General features: G+C 52.9%; 16 protein-coding genes. 8 read left to right on the plus strand and 8 right to left on the minus strand.

All coding sequences use genetic code 11. The annotated features are described in order from the left end of the window. Window positions 1-129: 129 nt before the first annotated feature. Entirely contained in the window at window positions 130-723 is a 594-nt protein-coding gene (locus ACTH5D_RS01990) for a TetR family transcriptional regulator C-terminal domain-containing protein (RefSeq protein ID WP_441667985.1), read from the minus strand. Window positions 724-895: 172 nt separating this feature from the next. Between ACTH5D_RS01990 and ACTH5D_RS01995 the strand changes: the two genes are divergently transcribed. From ACTH5D_RS01995 to ACTH5D_RS02020, 6 genes are read left to right on the plus strand one after another with little or no spacing between them, the layout of a single operon-like run. Then, window positions 896-2110, plus strand: a complete 1215-nt coding sequence (locus tag ACTH5D_RS01995) for an efflux RND transporter periplasmic adaptor subunit (RefSeq protein WP_441667986.1) — start codon at window positions 896-898, stop codon at window positions 2108-2110. Beyond that, the gene (locus ACTH5D_RS02000; RefSeq protein ID WP_441667987.1) at window positions 2107-5211 is read left to right on the plus strand and encodes an efflux RND transporter permease subunit; all 3105 of its coding nucleotides are present in this window, start codon (window positions 2107-2109) and stop codon (window positions 5209-5211) included. The genes ACTH5D_RS01995 and ACTH5D_RS02000 overlap by 4 nt, the downstream gene beginning before the upstream one ends. Beyond that, window positions 5211-6617, plus strand: a complete 1407-nt coding sequence (locus ACTH5D_RS02005; protein ID WP_441667988.1) for an ATP-binding protein — start codon at window positions 5211-5213, stop codon at window positions 6615-6617. The genes ACTH5D_RS02000 and ACTH5D_RS02005 overlap by 1 nt, the downstream gene beginning before the upstream one ends. Window positions 6618-6651: 34 nt before the next feature. After that, window positions 6652-7359: a response regulator gene (locus tag ACTH5D_RS02010; protein ID WP_441667989.1), complete on the plus strand. Its 708-nt coding sequence runs from the start codon at window positions 6652-6654 to the stop codon at window positions 7357-7359. Window positions 7360-7373: 14 nt separating this feature from the next. Further along, complete coding sequence (locus ACTH5D_RS02015) at window positions 7374-8060, plus strand: response regulator transcription factor (RefSeq protein WP_441667990.1); 687 nt, start codon at window positions 7374-7376, stop codon at window positions 8058-8060. Next, window positions 8053-9432, plus strand: coding sequence for a sensor histidine kinase (locus tag ACTH5D_RS02020; RefSeq protein WP_441667991.1), 1380 nt, complete (start codon window positions 8053-8055; stop codon window positions 9430-9432). Before ACTH5D_RS02015 ends, ACTH5D_RS02020 begins: the two co-directional genes overlap by 8 nt. On the opposite strand, the gene ACTH5D_RS02025 is transcribed toward ACTH5D_RS02020, so the two are convergent. The 6 genes from ACTH5D_RS02025 to ACTH5D_RS02050 all read right to left on the minus strand — a co-directional run bounded on the left by ACTH5D_RS02025 (window position 9422) and on the right by ACTH5D_RS02050 (window position 14245). After that, on the minus strand, window positions 9422-10435 hold the full coding sequence (locus ACTH5D_RS02025) for an AbrB family transcriptional regulator (RefSeq protein ID WP_441667992.1): 1014 nt from the start codon (window positions 10433-10435) through the stop codon (window positions 9422-9424). The two genes, ACTH5D_RS02020 and ACTH5D_RS02025, sit on opposite strands and share 11 nt — an antisense overlap. A gap of 21 nt (window positions 10436-10456) precedes the next feature. After that, window positions 10457-11965: a tripartite tricarboxylate transporter permease gene (locus ACTH5D_RS02030; RefSeq protein ID WP_441667993.1), complete on the minus strand. Its 1509-nt coding sequence runs from the start codon at window positions 11963-11965 to the stop codon at window positions 10457-10459. Between the two features lie 9 nt (window positions 11966-11974). After that, window positions 11975-12424, minus strand: coding sequence for a tripartite tricarboxylate transporter TctB family protein (locus ACTH5D_RS02035; RefSeq protein WP_441667994.1), 450 nt, complete (start codon window positions 12422-12424; stop codon window positions 11975-11977). Between the two features lie 98 nt (window positions 12425-12522). After that, window positions 12523-13536: a Bug family tripartite tricarboxylate transporter substrate binding protein gene (locus ACTH5D_RS02040; RefSeq protein ID WP_441667995.1), complete on the minus strand. Its 1014-nt coding sequence runs from the start codon at window positions 13534-13536 to the stop codon at window positions 12523-12525. A gap of 122 nt (window positions 13537-13658) precedes the next feature. After that, the gene (locus ACTH5D_RS02045) at window positions 13659-13904 is read right to left on the minus strand and encodes a prolyl oligopeptidase family serine peptidase (protein ID WP_441667996.1); all 246 of its coding nucleotides are present in this window, start codon (window positions 13902-13904) and stop codon (window positions 13659-13661) included. After that, complete coding sequence (locus ACTH5D_RS02050; RefSeq protein ID WP_441667997.1) at window positions 13820-14245, minus strand: alpha/beta hydrolase; 426 nt, start codon at window positions 14243-14245, stop codon at window positions 13820-13822. The genes ACTH5D_RS02045 and ACTH5D_RS02050 overlap by 85 nt, the downstream gene beginning before the upstream one ends. Before the next feature lie 407 nt (window positions 14246-14652). Here ACTH5D_RS02050 and ACTH5D_RS02055 point away from each other — a divergent pair, with 407 nt between their 5' ends. Together ACTH5D_RS02055 and betT are read left to right on the plus strand one after the other, a co-directional pair. Continuing rightward, window positions 14653-15051: a hypothetical protein gene (locus ACTH5D_RS02055; protein ID WP_441667998.1), complete on the plus strand. Its 399-nt coding sequence runs from the start codon at window positions 14653-14655 to the stop codon at window positions 15049-15051. 203 nt (window positions 15052-15254) lie between these two features. Then, window positions 15255-17303 carry a choline BCCT transporter BetT gene (gene betT, locus ACTH5D_RS02060; RefSeq protein ID WP_441667999.1) on the plus strand — a complete coding sequence of 683 codons (2049 nt, stop codon included), beginning with the start codon at window positions 15255-15257 and terminating at the stop codon, window positions 17301-17303. 78 nt (window positions 17304-17381) lie between these two features. Here the strand turns inward: betT and exaC are convergent, their stop codons facing one another. Further along, window positions 17382-18902 carry an acetaldehyde dehydrogenase ExaC gene (exaC, locus tag ACTH5D_RS02065; RefSeq protein WP_441668000.1) on the minus strand — a complete coding sequence of 507 codons (1521 nt, stop codon included), beginning with the start codon at window positions 18900-18902 and terminating at the stop codon, window positions 17382-17384. Between the last annotated feature and the right edge of the window lie 104 nt (window positions 18903-19006).

Below are 19006 nucleotides of genomic sequence, written 5' to 3' on the forward strand. Positions count from 1 at the left end.
GTCCATAGACTACTAAGTTCGGATTTAAGAGTCTACGCAGCTACATTCGGATTATTTTTCAAAACCTTGAAACATAGCGGGCTCACCTGTTTAACGGCTAGCGATGCTTATAAAGACGATAGCGCAGCGTTATGATGCTGGGCGGATCAGCACCTGTTGAAATAAAATCTTTTCAAACAGATTCATAGGTTCGACGGACTTCAATGTTTTGGCGCGTAAAATAGCGCCTTCCCAGCCGGTTAAAATAAAGCTTGCTAGCGCTTCAGGCGCGGTATGGACGGCAATGTCTCCGTTCGCCTGGGCATCTTGTAAACAGCGCACAAGCCGCTGTTCCCAGCGCTGAAATACAAGGTTTAGCGCATCACGAAAGGTATCGCTTTGGCCTGAAAGCTCTTGTCCAAGATTACCAATCAAACAGCCAGTGGCGTGATCACACTCATGCATATAGTCACGACCTGATGCAAAATAGCGCCTGAGACGCTCCAAAGGCGGCGTATTGCTATCTTCCAGCAGCGTCACTAGCGAGGCGTCATACTTGGTGGCAAAGCGTTCAATCACTGCCAGCCCAAAATCTTCTTTACTCGCGAAGTAGTGGTAAAAAGAGCCCTTGGGCACTCCGCACGTCTTCAAAACGGCATTAATGCCCGTTGCGTTGTAGCCTTGCTGGCTGATCAGCTGGGCGCCACAATCAATCAACTTGTCGCGCGTTGCGGTATTTTTCATACGTTTAAAGTAGACCAGTGAGTCTATTGATACCAAATGAATATGAATCAGGTATCAATTGCATGGTATTTGCACATTGCTTGACTAATCGCTGCTTCACAATGCGTGATGCTAGCATCATACGCTCATTTTTCTGGAATTTTCGCTCCTAGCATATGGATAACGCGCGGTAATGACCTCAACACGCTCCATCTCGCCGTCTCACTCTTTTTATCAGCAGGGCCGTGTTCGCCTGAGTGCCGTGGTTGCGTTATTGATTCTAATTGGCACCTGCGTGCTCGCCTGGTGGATAATAACTCAGCCACCCCGCATTGAGCGTACCGCACCACCAGAGCCATTACCCAGTATTGTAGATGTGATTAGCGTTTCTGCGAGCACCCAGGCGCCCCATCTATATGGATTTGGCCGCGTCGAAGCAGAGCAAGAAACTATGTTGGCCAGCCGCGTGGCGGGCCAGCTTGAGCGCTTTGCACCAGGCGTTGTGCCGGGACAAGTCGTCGAGCAGCAGGCGCCGGTCGCCTATATTGATCAGGCCGATCTCGCGCTTACTCTTGAGGATGCGCAGGCACAGCTAGCCAATGCCCAAGCCCTTCTGGCACTAGAGCAGGCAGAGCAGCAGCGCGCACGCAGCGAATACGAGTCTTTTGGCCGCCAGCTTTCTGCCGAGCGCCGTGCGCTGGTTCTAAGAGAACCGCAGTTGCGCCAAACCCAAGCCCAAGTGACCCAGGCGCGAGTGGCCAGAGACCAGGCAGCGCTTAACCTTGAGCGCGCCACCCTGGTGGCGCCTTGGCGCGCCATGGTACAAGCGCGCTTAGTGGGTGCTGGCAGCCTGCTTAGCCAGGGGACGGAAGTAGTGCACTTAGTAGGCGTTGAGCAATTTTGGGTCCGCGCCTCCCTGCCCAGCGAGTGGACTGAGTGGTTGGAAACGGACAGCCAGATTACCTTAACCAGCCGCGGCTGGTCTGAAGGCGCGACGCGTGAAGGCACGCTGGTATCGATGCTCCCCAGCCTGGAAGAAAACGGTTTACAGGCACAGCTGTTAATCGCCGTTAGCGACCCGCTCGCACTAGAAAGCGATGGCCCTGCCCTGCGCCTGGGTGATGTTCTACGTGTTGCATTTCAGCCAACCATTCAACACCAGCTCATTTCAGTACCCTCTGCTGCACTGCGTCCAGGCGACATCGTCTGGCAGGTAGATGAGGAGAATCGCCTGCGCCGCACGCCGGTGACCCTGGCTTATCGCGGAGAAGATGATGCCTTGATCCGCAGCGGCCTGACCGCCGGTCAGCGGGTCGTTACCGCAGGCTTAGCCCAGCCTCGCGAAGGCCAGTTAGTGCGCATCCGACGCCCCAGCGACACACCGGCTCAAGAGGGAGACGGGTCATGAAGACACCGCGTGGCCCACTGGCATGGATGGTCGATCACGGGGTAGCACCTAACCTGCTCATGGTGCTGTTTATTGTGGGCGGCTTATTGGCCTCGCTGGCGATTAAGAAAGAGGTCTTTCCTGAGTTTGATATTGAAGTGGTGCAAGTCTCTATCAGCTACCCGGGTGCCACACCTGAAGACGTTGAGCAGAGCCTGCTGCTGCCGATGGAAGCCGCGATTGCCAATGTAGAAGGCATTGATGAGCTGACGGCGACGGCCAGTGAAGGCAGCGCCAATGTCAGCGCCTCGCTGATTGATGGCGTTGACGTGATGCGCGCCTATCAGGATATCCAGCAGGCAGTGAATGCTATCACCACTTTGCCCAGTGCCGCCGACCCACCCCGGTTTACCCTTGCGGGGCGCTCGCGAAGCGCACTGAGCCTGCAAGTTTATGGCCAAGTAGGCCTAGAGGCGCTACACGACGCCGCTGAAGAAATACGCGGTGAGCTCCAGGCGACCGACGGCATTTCGCGCGCAGAGCTATCGGGTAACCGCGAACGAGAGATTCAAGTTCATATGGATGAAGAGGCCATTGAGCGCTATGGCCTGGATCACCAGCAATTGGCTACTCGCATTGGCGAAGAGGCACTTGATCTTGCCAGTGGTCAACTGACGACAGCAGAAGGCGAATGGCTTATTCGCTATCAGGGCCGGCGTAACAGCGCAGAGGCTTTCGCCGAGTTGCCCATTCTAACCAGCGCACAAGGAGCCCCCATTGCGCTGGGCGACATCGCGACAGTCAGCGACGGCTTCGCCGAGACCGACCGCGAAGAGTTCTATAACGGCCAACCCGGGCTTTCCGTGGATGTTTATCAAATTGGCGACCAAACCCCGACCAGCATCTCTGAAGCGGTCAACGGTGAGCTTGAACGGTTACGCTCAGGCCTGCCAGAGGGCGTTAGCCTTGATATTTCTCGCGATAGTTCAGAGGTATACGAAGCCCGCCTTAGCCTGCTGCTGAAAAATGCCTGGATGGGGCTAGCGCTGGTATTAGTGCTCATGGCGCTGTTTTTGGAAGCCCGCCTGGCATTCTGGGTCACGCTGGGCATCCCAACAGCGTTTCTAGGCGCAATGCTATTTCTGCCCTGGATCGGCGTGTCGCTGAATATGATGTCAATGTTTGCCTTTATCATCGCCCTGGGCATTGTGGTGGATGACGCCATTATCGTCGGCGAGAATATCTATAGCTACCGTGAAGAAGGCTATTCACTGCGCGATGCTGCGGTTAAAGGGGCTAGCGAAATTGCCACGCCGCTGACGTTCGCCATTCTTTCTAATATCGTCGCGTTCCTGCCGCTACTGTTTTTACCCGGCTTTTTGGGACTTATTTTTGCGACGGTGCCGGTCGTTGTGGTCACGGTATTTTTAATTTCCTGGCTGGAAGCACTGGTGATTCTTCCCGCTCACCTCGCGCATAGTCGCAAGCCGCGCAATACGCCTGCATGGCAGCGCCCATTAGAAGCACTTCGCCAACGCCTTCAAGGCGGTTTACACCATTTCACCTACCATCAGTTTGAGCCATTTCTCCAACGTGCCCTTAACCAGCGTTTGCTCAGCATTGCGCTGGGCATTGCGGTGCTGTTGGTCGCCCTTTCCTGGGCAACGAGCGGGCGTTTAGGGTTTTCCCTCATGCCCCGCGTCGAATCAGACCAGGTGCAGGCAACGGTCACCCTGCCGATTGGTAGCAATATCAGCATCAGTCGTGAACTCAGCCAGCAGCTTCTTGACGCCGCAGAGCAGCTTAGCGAACGCGAAGAAACGCTCAGTTTTGGCAGCTCGCGCAGCCGGCTGGATGGGGAAAGCCTAGAGGTTCGTCTCGACATTGCCAGTGAAAGCCTTGAAGCATGGCCGCCATCGCGAATTGCCCGCGAGTGGCGCGACCTAACCGGCGATTTATTAGGCGCCCAATCGGTGCGCTTTGAAGCCGATGTTGGCGGCCCCGGCAGCGGTGCGGCACTGAGTCTGCGACTTTCACACCCCAATACACAGGTGCTTGAAGCCGCCGCAGAACGGTTGGCCGAAACGCTGAGCGGCTATGGGCTGACCGATATCGATAGCGGCCTGGGCGACGGTAAACCCCAATTAGAAATACGCCTTTCATCAGAAGGACGCTCGCTGGGCCTAACCGGCAACAATTTAGCCCAAGCGCTGCGCGGCCCCTTACAAGGTGCGACCGCTCTAGAGCAATACGTAGGGCGTAGCGAAATTAGCGTTGAGGTACGCTTACCTAGCAATAATCGCGACAGTTTGAACGCGCTCTACCGAATGCCGGTACGCACTCCTGATGGGCTGAGTGTGCCCCTATCCCGCGTTACGGATATCACCATTAGCCAAGCCTCCAGCAGTCTTGAGCGCATTAACGGGCGACGTATTATTACCGTCACTGCGGACTCTGAAAACGACCTTGCCATTAACCAGGTGCTCGCCACGTTGCAAGACGAGGTATTCCCTACGTTGGAAGCTACCTGGCCGGGGTTGGAGGTCAGCATGGGCGGTCGCCAGCAGGACACCGCCGACAACTTAGCCACGTTAAAAACCTCCATGTGGTTAATGATTACCGCGCTCTATGCTCTGCTGGCTATCCCGTTTAGAAGTTATTCGCAGCCGCTGCTGGTACTGGCAGCGATCCCCTTCGGTATCGTCGGCGCGGTGGCCGGTCATATAATCATGGGTTTTGGACTTTCCATTATCAGCCTGCTGGGAATGCTCGCGCTTTCCGGCGTGGTCATCAACGATGCGCTAGTGCTGATCGACTACGCCAACCGCAAGCGCCGTGAGGGAATGGCGGCCAGAGAAGCTATTGTAGCCGCGGCCACGCGTCGGCTCCGCCCCATTATGATGACCACGCTAACAACATTTCTGGGGCTGGCACCGATGATTCTAGAGACGTCACGACAGGCGCGCTTCATGATTCCGATGGCGATTTCGCTAGGCTTTGGCATGCTGTTTGCCACCGCTATTTTGCTAATTCTGGTGCCCTGTCTGTACTTAGGCATGGAAAATGTCCGAGAGCGGTTGAGCGCGCCGCGTCAGCCTCGCCAAGCAGGAGGCAATCAGTGATGGCACTGCATGGATCTCTACGTCAATGGCGCCCTTCCCGGCTGGGGCTCAAACTATTTGCGATTATCCTGAGCGTCAATGTGGCCATCTCGGTGAGCATGTTTATGGCGGTTTCCTACAGCATTGACCGCGGCTTTTACGATTATCTCAACCAAGCGCAAGAGCGGCGGGCAACACTGCTGGCAGACGGTCTCGTCACACGCTGGGAGACCCAAGAGAGCTGGGAGTGGTTGGAACAATCCCCGGAGCGCTGGGCATCTATTGTGCGTTTTGAACTGGGCCAAGAACACCAAGACCACCCCTCTCCGCTAGGTGAAGTGCGGGATTTTGCGCTACGTGATGCCGAGGGCCGTTTTTTAGTGCCTGCCAATGGCGGCCGCGCAGGCTCGGGCAATTGGCATTGGCTGAACCTGCGCAGCGGCGAGGAAACGATCGGTTCGCTGGGTTTTCGACCCCCTCGCGAGATGATGGAGCGTATGGAAAGCCGCTTCCTTGAGCGCCAGCAGCGCAACCTTATCCTTATCGTAATATCGCTATGCGTGGCTTCTCTGCTGCTCGCGGGCGGCTTGTCCTGGTGGTTAGGGCGGCGTACACGGGCGCTTGCGGGCGCCACGCTGCGACTGACTGAAGGTGATTATACGACTCGATTACCTGAGCGTGGCCGCGATGAGCTGTCGCGCTTGGCGCGAGATTTCAACGTACTTGCCGCGACGCTAGAAGCCAGCCGCGATGCACGAGCGCGCTGGGTGTCCGACACCGCTCACGAGCTGCGTACGCCGTTGGCCGTTCTACGTGGGGAAATTGAAGCGATGCAAGATGGCATTCGTCCTCTCAACCAAGAGAACCTCAGCTCGCTGGCTCAAGAGGTTAGCCAGTTGGAACGGCTAGTCACGGATTTACGCCTGCTGTCACAAAGCGATGCAGGTGCGCTGGATATCCAGCTTGCGCCGATGGACCTAAGTGACTGCCTTGCCAGCCGCCTCGCCGATGCAGACCGCTGGTTAATGGACAGTGGCTTAACGCTGACGGAGCAGATCGCTCCTGGCATAATGGTTCGTGGCGATGCCCAGCGCCTGCATCAGCTATGGAACAACTTGTTGGATAACAGCTGCGCCTACACTCAACCACCGGGAGAGCTGCGCGTTACGCTCACCGCGCAGCAGGGCTTCGCAATCGTTACCTGGGAAGACAGCTCGCCTGGAGTGCCCGAAGGCGAGCTGGCGCGCTTAACCGAGCGGCTGTACCGTGTAGAGGGATCACGTAACCGGTCAAGCGGCGGCAGCGGCTTAGGCCTGTCAATTGCCAGTGCGCTAATCAATGCGCATGGGGCAACGCTAACGCCCTCTGCTTCTACGCTGGGCGGGCTGCGCTGGACACTGCACTTTCCCCTGCTGACATCTCATTAATAGTCTTTCACCCTCACTGCTAAGCGAGTTCCTTATGTCTCACGATGCGTCTCACGCAGCCTCTTTGCTGATTGTTGAGGATGAACCAAAAATTGCTCGCCTGATGGCAGATTACTTAACCACGCATGGCTTTTCGGTCACGACGTTAGCCCACGGCGATCAAGTTATGCCGTGGCTAGTACAGCACTCCCCGGCACTCGTACTGCTCGACATTATGCTGCCAGGCAAAGACGGCCTGACGCTTAGCCGTGAGATTCGCCAGCACTGGCCGACCATTGCGATCATTATGGTGACCGCCAAGGTAGAAGAGGTCGACCGCTTGCTAGGCTTAGAGTTAGGCGCTGACGACTATATCTGCAAGCCGTTTAGCCCCCGTGAAGTGGTCGCCCGTGTCAAAGCCGTGCTTCGCCGTAGTCAGGCAGCAGCAAACGCCCCTGCCGACGTTCAGCATGCACCGGTCGTGTTAAATGAAGATGGCTGGCAAGCGCTCGCTTACGGCAAAGACCTAGGACTCACCGCGGTGGAATTTCAATTACTGCGCGTGATGATGCAGGCGCCAGGACGTATTTTCAGCCGCGAACAGTTAATGGATCACATGTACCGCGATAACCGCATCGTCTCAGAGCGCACCGTGGACAGCCACATCAAGAAGCTACGTAAGAAAATCCACGAGGCGCTGCCAGAGCTAGAAATTATTCGTTCAGTCTATGGCGTCGGCTATAAGTATCAGCCAGAGGGTTAACAACGAGATGACCTATGAAAGCGCTAGTAGTAGAAGATAACCTCAATTTAGCGCGTTCTATTGCAGCTACGCTTAGTGAAGCCGCCTTTAGTATTGATGTTGCCAACGATGGCAGAAGAGCGCTGCACATGCTCGAACAAGGTGATTATGACTTACTAGTGCTGGATCTTGGCTTGCCTGAAGTGGATGGAATCACGCTTTTACGAGAGCTGCGTCACGCTCAGAACACCATTCCGGTATTAATTATCTCAGCGAGAGATAGTTTGGATCAGCGCATCCTCGGCCTTGAAGTAGGTGCCGATGATTATCTATGCAAACCTTTTTCCCTGGAAGAAGTCACGGCGCGGGCGCGGGCACTAGTACGTCGCGCCAAACACTTCGGCGGTGAAACACTCCAGTGCGGACGTTTAGAATTTCTGCCCGATGCGATGGAGCTGCGTCTTGATGGCAATCCTCTGCTATTACATAGACGAGAGCTTGAGGTCATGGAATACCTCATGATCAATCAGAACAGGCTGGTCAATAAGGATCAAATCATCGACCGGCTGTCTAACTCTGACGACTCAGTGAGCTACGCTGCCGTGGAAACCTACATTTCACGTATTCGCAAAAAAATCGGCTACGATTTCGGCTTAAAAACAGTGCGTGGGCTGGGCTACTATTTAGAATCTAAAGATACCAAAGGCTTTTCCCATGAATAAAAGTCAATCGATCCGCAGTCGACTGCTGATTTGGATTGGCCTGCCCTTTACAGCTCTAGCAGTGCTTGCTTTGGTCTCGAGCCACCTACTTTTATCACGTCAAATCAACGAAACCTTTGACAATATGCTCTTAAATGCCGCACAACGGCTAGAGCGTCGCCTTTATACTGTCAATAATGATCTGCGTATCAACATGCACTACTTCAGCGTTAGTACGCTGGGTAGCCGAGGTGAAGGCAAAATTTTTTATCGCATAAAAGACACGCAAGGCCGCATGATTGCAGGCTTTAGCGGCCTAACCGACCCTCCAAGCTATTCTTATGAACCGATTTTTTATGATGTGGACTATGCAGGTAATGAGCTACGAGCGGTAGCGCTGACACTTCCCTTTAGCCGAGGCCATGCGCAGACCGACATTGAAGTGATCGTTGCCGAGTCAAAAGAAGCTCGCTATACGCTCACCAACGATTTTATGATAACGCTCACAGGGTTAATGGTTGTTACCGGGCTACTAGCAATCTCCATTGCCTTAATGGCGATACACTGGGGACTGGCACCACTCAATGCAGTCAGTCAGGCTCTACGTCAACGCTCACCGAATGATTTGCATGCTCTGGATGACAACGCCCCTAAGGAAATTCTGCCTCTTATTCAAAGCATTAACAACTTGATGCTGCGCATGCGACGTAGCATTGAAAGCACACAGCAACTGAATGCTGATGTCTCCCATCAGCTCAGAACGCCTATCTCTGAAATTCGCGCTTTAACTGAAATGTCGCTTAAGGCTCCTTCCCAAACACCAGCGCATACTAGCCTGCGGGAAATCCAGCGCATTGCTGAGCATGCCAGCCATACCGTCAAACAACTGCTCAAATACGCCAAAACACGCAGTGAATTAATAGACACCTCGCACCTAGAACATGTTGATTTAATCGCTATTTGCCGCGACGCCTGTGCACAGACCGCTCCTAATATTTATCAAAAAAGCCAGGAGCTTGCTTTTGACCAATATACAGCGATACCCAGCATTCTTGGCGATCCCATTATGCTGCGGTGGCTGGTGACAAATCTCATCGAAAATGCCAGCCTGCATGCTGGAGGCAGTGTGGCCTACGAAGGTGTTATCACTGTCGCATTAGCCACAGACAGCGATAAAGTGACGTTAACGGTCAGTGATGACGGTACTGGTGTCGATGAAGAACAGCTGCCCAAACTAACCGAACGTTTTTTCCGCCACAATAAGCACTCCCCAGGTAGCGGCCTAGGTCTCGCCATTGTGGAGCAGATCGCAGCCACCCACTCTGCACGGCTTTATCTTGGCAATAGGCCACAGGGAGGATTTGAAGTAACCGTCGCCTTTCCTATTGCTTAACCGGCCCATTGGCTAGGCGTATCATTAAGGGGGTCATAAATATTAGTAGCAGCAGGCGCAGTATATGATGAGAAACTACATATACTGGATCTATATCCAACACCATTGCTATAACCGCCATTTCGCCTACCCCACCGGGAATCAACGCAAGCAGTACTGCCACAAATGAGAGGTGCGTGAAACTGGATACTAGCCATGCCATTAGCGCAGCAACCAACAGTGCAAATAGGGCAAACGCAATGCCATAACGGCCCATGCTGATCACCTGCGACCACTGGGTTCCCGAAAAGCGCGCACCCACCGACGCTCCTAATACCAGAAATGCCGTGAGCACTATCCAAGTAGGTAGCGAGTAATCGAACCCAAGGTTTGCAACAATGGCACCTGCCGCCATTGGCCCAAGAAACTCAGGCAAGGGGATCTTCAATAAACGCCCTAGCCACCAACATAGCGCTGCCAACACCAGCGGCAAACCATCCATGATGGAGAAGGAAGAAGTCGAACTGCGTAGCGCAACATCGTCGACAAAAAAACTTGCCACTATCGCGGCTCCCGAAACCACAGTCACTAGACGCAGAGAGTGCGAGATAGCGATCCAGCGCAAATCACCGTTAGCCCGTTCGGCCAGTACCAACGCTGAATTCATGCTTCCCGGATAAGCGCAAAACATGGCGTTCATACGCCCTACGTTGGCGTAATTAAAAATCCAGTAACCGCCAAATAACATCAGCGCCATGTATACCAACATGGCCAGTACGCTGGGATACCAAAGTACTAATCCTAACAATTCGTCAGCCTGAATACGGCTACCAATAAAAAGCCCTAGCAGTGCAATGGCCGAGCGGTGTAAGCGCTTATCGATGCCGGTATTCACGCCCATCAGTGATAAGCACATCACCATAAAAAGAGAGCCCAGCATCCATGCCAAAGGCAACGACAAAAGGGTGGCAAGCCAGCCACCCAAAAATCCCAAGCCAACGGTAATACCGGTGCGTTTCAACATTTCAAATCCTGAACTCAGGAATCATAGTTGGGCAGCCTCTTGGCGGGCTTTAAGCTTTTTCATCAATGGCTGGCTAAACAAAGAGACTAGCAGCAATGCAAAGATAGCTAGTGTCACCGGACGCTCAAACACATACATAATGTCTCCCCCGCTGATTTGGTAGGAGTGGAGCAGGGATTTTTCAGCCAGAGATCCCAATAGCATACCGATTACAGCGGCAGGTACGGAGTAACCGTAGTGGCGGAATATCCAGCCGATCACAGCAAACACTAACACCGTAGCAGGCCCCGTCATATTTCCGGTTAGCCCGAACGACCCCATCACCGCAAGCGCCAATACCGAAGGAATCAAGTAGCGCATGGGCACCTTGACGATATTGGCCAGCAGCGGGATAAACAGTAAACCAATGACTGCCAGTAAAAATACTTGGGCAAAGTTGGCGAAAATGATCGCGTATACGACATCCGTTTGCTGACGTATAAACTGTGGGCCGCCCGTAATATTGTGCATAGCAAACGCTGCCAGCATCACCGCCGTAGCGCCGCCTCCAGGTATACCTAGCGCTAGCAATGTTGCCATCGAGCCACCTTCAGAACTGCTATTCGCGGCTTCTGATGCCACTACGCCCTTTGGGTTACCGTTTCCAAAGGAATCAGGGTCACGATCTCGCCGCTTTGTTTCTATGTAAGAGAGCAAGTTAGAAACCGATGAACCGACGCCAGGCACTGCACCCACCAACACGCCAATCAAGCCCCCGCGAATCATAACTACCGGATGCCGCATCGCCATCTTGCAACCTTCGAAGATTTCACTAATTTTCACCTTGCGGGCATCAGCAGATTCTACGATGAAACCTTTGTTGGCTAGTTTGAACAGCTCAGAAGCAGCAAACATGCCCATCATGGCAGGAATAACGGGTACCCCATCTAATAGATAAGTTTGCCCCATTGTGCCACGTGCCAAACCTATTTCATTAAACCCAATCGTGCCTACTAACAGCCCAATGAAGCCGGCCATTAAGCCTTTAAGTACTTGCTCACCTTTTAAGCTGGCAATCAGCGTCATGCCCCAGAGGATGACCACAAACATCTCTGCTGGCCCTAACCTCAGTACCATGTAAGATAGCGGCTGAATCATGAAGAGCAGCACTACATACCCCATCAGCGCACCAATCACTGATGATGCTAATGCGACCCCCAACGCTTGGTTATGCTGCCCCTTTCGTGCCATCGGATAACCATCAAATGCAGTGGCTATCGCAGAAGAGCTGCCTGGTATATTCATTAAGATCGCGGGGATACCGGCACCAAAGGAACCTCCAGTAAAAATAGCGGTGAGAAATAAGATGGCTTGAATAAAGTCCATATACATCGTCATTGGCAAGAAAATCGCCATGACCACGGATATTTGTAAGCCTGGAGTAGCGCCAAAAATTAATCCTAATATGATCCCCGGGACCACCACTAACCAAGGGCCAAAACTGGAAAAAAGCAGATCCATACTCTGCCCAACCGCGCCAAAATCAATCATGGTTTCTCCTTAGCTTGGTAGCAGCAGCAATGTCATAGGATACGGCAGCATCTGCGAGAAAAAGAATGCGACACCAAGACCAAAAGTGACACTATAGCCACCTAAAAGCAGCCAGTTACGTTCACCTTTAAGGATCAAAAAGAGCGCCAAAAAGATCACAGTAGCAATATCAAAGCCTAAGGTTTCAAGCGACAGTACATAGGCGGCAAATAAGCCCACCACAGGTAATGTTTTATGCAGCGGCTCTTCTTCAGAAGAGCGAAACAACGAGCCATGCTTTATACGCAAGATTAATTCAAGCGTAATAATCGCCAACACAATGACCGCAAGTGGCAGTATCAGCAGCAGGTTTTGCGGCGTAGCGGATACGCTAATAGCGTCTAATAAATACCAAAGCGTAAAACTAGCCAGCCCCATGAGAACGATAAAATCCCCATAGTCACGTTTATATTCAGACATGGTAAAACCCCATGTTGGCCCTTCATTAAGGTGAAGGGCCAACTATCATGGAAGGATTAGTTCGTTAAAATTAATTCGTTAAAACTACTTGAGAGAAATCAGTTAAGCAGGTGGGCGTATTTTTCGAACACTTGATAGTTTTCGCGCATCAATTCATTGGAACGCTCTGGGCCTACCCAAATACCGCCCATTTCATTGCTCTCAAGCTGTTCTTGTACATCTTTACGAGCCAGAGCACTTTGAATGGCTGAAGACAGTTTTTCAAAACGTTCAGGGTGTTGACGTTCCATTTCACTAGTCACTGCAAAGCCACGCATAGATCCCTGCAGAATAGGCACTTCAATATCCATGGGCGCCAATGCTTCATTGATAGGCTGGGCATCCCACTGATCAATGCGCTCATCACTCACAATTGCCAACGGAGTAAGAAACTCTCGGATACTCTCACTGCCCTGAGCGCTAATAGAGACAAAGTCAACTTGTCCTCCTGCAACGGCTGAGCGTGCTTCACCACCGCTGTTATAGGTCACTAAGTTCAGGTTTTCTTGCGGTATGCCCGCCTCGTCAAGCAACAAGCGCACCATCAAGTGGCCAGCAGAACCCTGAACGACCGCGCCACGTACCTGTCCTCTTTCCTCTCGGATTGCCTCAAGCAAGCTAGGCAGGTCTTCATAACCACTGTCTTTATTCGCTGCAATAATGTCTAAATCGAACCACTGAAAGTTGATATAAGAGAAATCATCGACGCTAAATTCAGCGCCTCCTATCAGAATAGAGTTAGTTAAGTAAGGCGCGAACGTTGAGGCGTAAACCGTGTAACCGTCGTCAGGAACGTTCAGAACGTAGTTAGAAGCGACTTGCGTTCCCGCACCAGGACGATTAGTGACTTGTATCGGCACACCTATCTCTTCTGAGAGAGGCCCAGACATAATGCGGGCCAAGCGATCAGCACTTCCCCCAGTACCGAATCCCACCACCATATTGAGCGGGCGGGTGGGAAAGTCTTCAGCCGCGGCGGGTAGTGCAATGGCCAATGCAGCAATGGTAGCTGTTGCTCCAACCAGCAAGGATTTCATCGTAAGCGATAGTGAAGCACGGTAAGTGTTAGGCATAGCGGGCTCTCTCTTTTTTGTAAGATTATTTAATCGTAGAAACAGATATTGATCTGTAAGCCTAAGACGCTAACCCACGAAACTGTCACCAACCTTGCATGCAGCGAGAACGCAACTAAAGTCTAATCCGCAGTGAATACCTGACGATTAAGAAACTCAATGCCTGCATCAATAGCGCCGCCACGCAGTAAGAAGCTGGCAATGTGCCCCCTAAAGCCTTGCAGATAAAGCTCGCTCTCGACATTGTTATCCTGCAGCGCTTGATAGAAGTCGGTGGCATGGCCTACCAGCACGAGGCGATCCCACTTGCCGTGGAATATAAAAAGCGGCGGAGACTGCGGGGTAATATGGTAAATGGGCGACGCCAAGCGATATGCCTCCTCTGCTCGCCGCCGTAAGGCTCGGCCAGCGCCAGCAGACTCACCAAGTGCGCCCCCGATGAGTATCCAACGCCTACGATGCGATTAGTATCTACCTGCCACTCTTCAGCATTGGCATGGATCCACGCCATTGCCTGCTGTAAATCATGCAGCTGGGTAGCAAAGCGATACTCAGGCACAAACCGATACTCAATATTAACCGCCACGTAGCCTTGCCCTGCCAACTGCTCAGCAATGCTCTGCATGTCTTCTGGCGTACGGTTTCGCCAGCCCCCACCGTGAACCAATAAGGCGGCAGGGCGTAGAGCGTTAGTCGATTCATCAGGCAAATAGACATCGGCCTTTAGCGCCTGAGGCCAATCAACAGGTGTGTAGGTTCATGGCGCCAAACGCATAAAGGGCTGGGGTTCATGCAGCGTACCACTCCCAACGGTGGATTCATTGTGGCCCGCATGCTGAGCATGTGTTACAGCCTCTCAGCATCAAAGCAAGCGCACCCAGTCCGGTTACTCGGCGCAAAGTGCTGATCGCGCAGCGCGGCTGCCACACGCGAGATAGCTCGATTCTCGACATTATATTTCTCCTTAATGAATAGCGTCCCTGTTTGCTAATGACGAACTACTCTTAACTACGATCTGCAGCAAGCCAATAAGATCATGATTGTTGCACACTAACTGCAAACAGTTTGCACTGCACCTAGCGATACTGACATCGTCAACTTACCAGGAGAGATGCTATGAACATTTCAGGTACTGAGAAAATGTCAATTCATCAGCTATTTGCCCCTGCAATACTCGCTGCTGCGTTCGCATCGGTCACATTAACGGCCCAGGCTGACAGCCACGGTGACCATGAGGCTTCCGGTGCTGATCATCAGCGCATGGAAGAACGCGTGGAAGAGCGTCGCCAAGAGGTGTATCAGCGCGCCGAAATCTCAGCAGGTAAGCAGGCTGAACTCAATGAAGCACACGCTGAACTTCGCGAAGCAATGCATGCGCTGCGTGAAGAGCATAAAGCGCAAGTCGCTGACATCCTCACCGAAGAAGAGCAAGAAGCACTGCACAACGCCATGCGCGAAGCGCATGAAAAACATCGGGGCAAGCGCGGCCACGACGAACAAGCCGATAGCAAATAAACATTCTCTGTATCGCTATTTCCTTAACAACGCCCGGTTTTCCGGGCGTTGTCACGTCTGCATCTCACTCACCCAGTCCGCACTAACTCAAGCAGTTTCAGGCGCTCGTAAACTTGAAGGGTAGTAGTTATTCACGTATTTTATTTGAACGTTCATTTAAAATAAACATTGTCTCCACCTTTCAACCACAGGAGTCCGCCTGCATGGCGAAAGACAACCCTATTCACCCCTCCCGAGACCGCCTCAATCCCGTGGTTTTCCACGGCAGTGTGGCGGGTATTGTCATTTTCCTTGTACTCACCATGCTGTTCACCGAGCAGGCTGGCGCTTTTTTTGATGCCGGCCTCGCTTGGGTAAGCAAAACCTTTGGCTGGTACTACATGCTCGCCATTGTGGCCTACTTGGTATTTGTGGTGGCTATTGGCATGTCGCGCTTCGGCAGTATTCGTCTGGGCCCCGATCACTCTCGCCCCGAGTTTTCGCTGCTCTCCTGGTCAGCCATGCTGTTTGCCGCAGGTATCGGTATCGACTTGCTGTTCTTCAGTGTGGCCGAGCCGGTTGCTCACTATTTGGCGCCGCCGGATTTAACCCCGGAAAGCCAGGCAGCGATGCGCAACGCCGTCGTTCAAACCTATCTGCACTGGGGGCTCTCCGGTTGGGGGCTGTACGTGTTGATGGGTATGGCGCTGGCCTACTTTAGCTATCGCCATCGCTTGCCGCTGGCGATCCGTAGTGCGCTCTATCCAATCCTAGGTAAACGTATCCACGGCCCGATTGGCAACGCGGTGGATATTACCGCGGTGATCTCCACCGTGTTCGGCATTGCTACGAGCCTCGGCATTGGGGTAATACAGCTTAACTACGGCCTCACCTACATGTTCGGGGTACCGGAAAACCTCACCGTGCAGGTGATTTTGATTGTCTTAGTGGTCATATTAGCAACAATTTCCGTGGTTACAGGCGTTGAGAAAGGCATTCGCCGTTTGTCAGAGTTCAATATGCTACTGGCGTTGGCGCTGATGCTGTTTGTGCTCTTCTCAGGCGACACGCTGGTGTTGCTGGATAAAGTGGTCAACAACGCAGGTGATTATCTATCGGGCTTTGTGGGCGCCAGCTTTGACACTTACGCCTTTGCCGATGAAGGCGCCCAAGAGTGGAAAATGTGGTGGACGATTTTCTTCTGGGGCTGGTGGATTGCCTGGACCCCGTTCGTAGGCCTATTCCTGGCACGTATTTCCCGTGGTCGTACTATTCGTGAATTCGTCGCCGGTGCACTGTTTATCCCCCTCGCCTTTATGATGGTCTGGATGTCGATATTCGGGAATAGCGGTATTGAACTGGTCGCTAATCAAGGCGTTGTCGAGCTAGGTGAGCAGGCGCTCAACACGCCGCAAACCACGATCTACACGCTACTTGAGTACTTCCCTTACGTGGGCATTACCGCGGCAGTCGTCACCGTTTTGGGTATTGTTTTCTTTATTACCTCAGCGGATTCTGGAGCGCTAGTATTGGCCAACTTCACGTCTATTTTGAGCGACGTGAACCACGATGCGCCGGTGAAGCTGCGTATTTTCTGGTCAGCCATGATCGGTTTGATCACCCTGGCACTGCTGATGGCCGGTGGCTTGGACGCGCTGCAGAGTGCTGTGGTGATTACCGCTCTGCCCTTCTCACTGGTTATTTTTGCGGTGATGGTGGGCATGTACAAAGCCTTGAAACTGGAAGGTAGCAAGGCAGATGCACGTCGCATGATTGCCGGTAGCGCGCCTGGCGGCGATTGGAAAGAACGCTTAGACCGCGCCCTTGACACCTCTAATCGCGCCGGTGCAGCCGCCACCATTGAACATGCGATTTGCCCGGCGATGACACAGTTTGCCCAAGAGCTTGAGCGCCGAGGCCAAACTGCCAACGTAAGTGAAGAAGCGATTGAGGGGGAAACGCTTCCCAACCTGATGTTGCAGGTCGACTTTGGCGACGCCACTAGCTTTGTCTACCAAGTATGCCCTCACCGCATGCGCACCCCTAGCTTTATCCAAGCGAATGATGACTTCTATGTTCGCCTGGACGTGTACCTAGCGGAAGGGGGCCAGGATAAAGACCTTAACGGCTATACCCGTGGACAAGTGATTGGTGATTTGGTGGCAGAGTATGAGCGTCACCTGCACTTCCTTACCCTGGCGGGCCAGCAGATGGGCCATGTACAGGCGATGCCCGGCACGATCGGCGAGCCGCCTGAAGACTCTCAGATGTAAGTCAGCCAAAATAAAAATCCCGGCCACATATGGTCGGGATTTTTTTGCACGCATACGCGCGTCGCTAGCGTCTAAGCGTTAGAAAAAGCCTAGCGGGTTTATATCGTAGCTAATCAGCAGGTTTTTGGTTTGCTGATAGTGCTCAAGCGCCACCTTATGCGTTTCGCGGCCAATGCCAGATTTCTTGTAGCCACCGAAAGCAGCGTGGGCAGGATACTGGTGGTAGCAGTTGGTCCATACGCGACCGGCTTGGATACCACGGCCCATACGGAAGGCAACGTTAATATCGCGGCTCCACACGCCCGCGCCCAGACCAAACTCTGTGTCGTTGGCGATCGCTAGCGCCTCTGCTTCATCTTTAAATGTAGTGACCGCCACCACCGGCCCAAAGATTTCTTCTTGGAAAACGCGCATCTGATTATTGCCTTTCAACAGCGTTGGCTGAATGTAGTAACCGCTGTTGATGCTGTCGTCCAAGGTTTCTTTGTCGCCACCGGTGAGGAACTCAGCGCCTTCCTCACGAGCAATATCCATGTACGACATGATCTTGTCGAACTGCTCTTGAGAAGCCTGCGCACCTACCTGTACATCGGTATCCAGCGGATTGCCGCGCTTAATAAGCTTAGTGCGTTCCAGTACCTTGGCCATGAACTCGTCGTACATGCTTTCTTGGATAAGCGCACGCGACGGACAGGTACACACTTCCCCCTGATTGAAGAACGCCAGGACTAGCCCTTCTACCGCCTTATCAATGAATGTCGGTTCGGCATTCATGATATCGGCAAAATAAATATTCGGTGACTTGCCACCCAGCTCTACGGTAGAGGGAATAATATTTTCTGCCGCGCACTTAAGAATGTGCGAGCCCACCGGGGTAGAGCCGGTAAAGGCAATTTTCGCTATACGTTTGCTGCTCGCCAGCGCCTGCCCTGCCTCTGCACCAAAGCCGTTCACAATATTCAGCACGCCAGCGGGCAGCAGGTCGCCAATCAGCTCCGCCACTTTCAAAATCGATGCCGGCGTTTGCTCTGCGGGCTTCAATACTACGCAGTTACCTGCGGCGAGTGCGGGCGCCAGCTTCCAAACAGCCATCAGAATTGGGAAGTTCCAGGGGATAATTTGCCCGACAACGCCCAGTGGCTCGTGGAAATGATAGGAAACAGTATTGGCATCAATGTCTGCTGCGGAGCCTTCCTGGGCGCGAATACAGCCTGCGAAGTAGCGAAAATGATCAACGGCCAGAGGAAGGTCAGCATTGAGCGTTTCACGGACCGCCTTACCGTTATCCCAGGTTTCGGCCACCGCCAGCATTTCAAGGTTTTGCTCAATACGGTCAGCTATTTTTAGCAGAATATTGCTGCGCTCTTGGGCGGACGTTTTTCCCCATGCAGGCGCCGCCTTATGGGCCGCATCCAGCGCTTTATCAATATCTTCCGCCGTAGAGCGAGGAATTTCGCAAAACACCTTGCCGTTGACGGGACTAATATTATCGAAGTACTGGCCTTTCACCGGGGCGACGAACTCACCGCCGATATAGTTGCCGTAGCGTTTTTCAAATGACACCACTGAACCAGTGTCACTAGGGTTGGCGTAGATCATTGAAAGGCTCCTGAGAATTATGATTATTCAAAACACGCTTACAGTGTTGTTCAGTATGGCCCGCAGCGATATACAACAATGGCAGTACGTAGTACTAGCCCTCA

The sequence above is a fragment of the Halomonas sp. genome (assembly GCF_052095695.1).
In the GTDB taxonomy this organism is placed as follows: domain Bacteria; phylum Pseudomonadota; class Gammaproteobacteria; order Pseudomonadales; family Halomonadaceae; genus Vreelandella.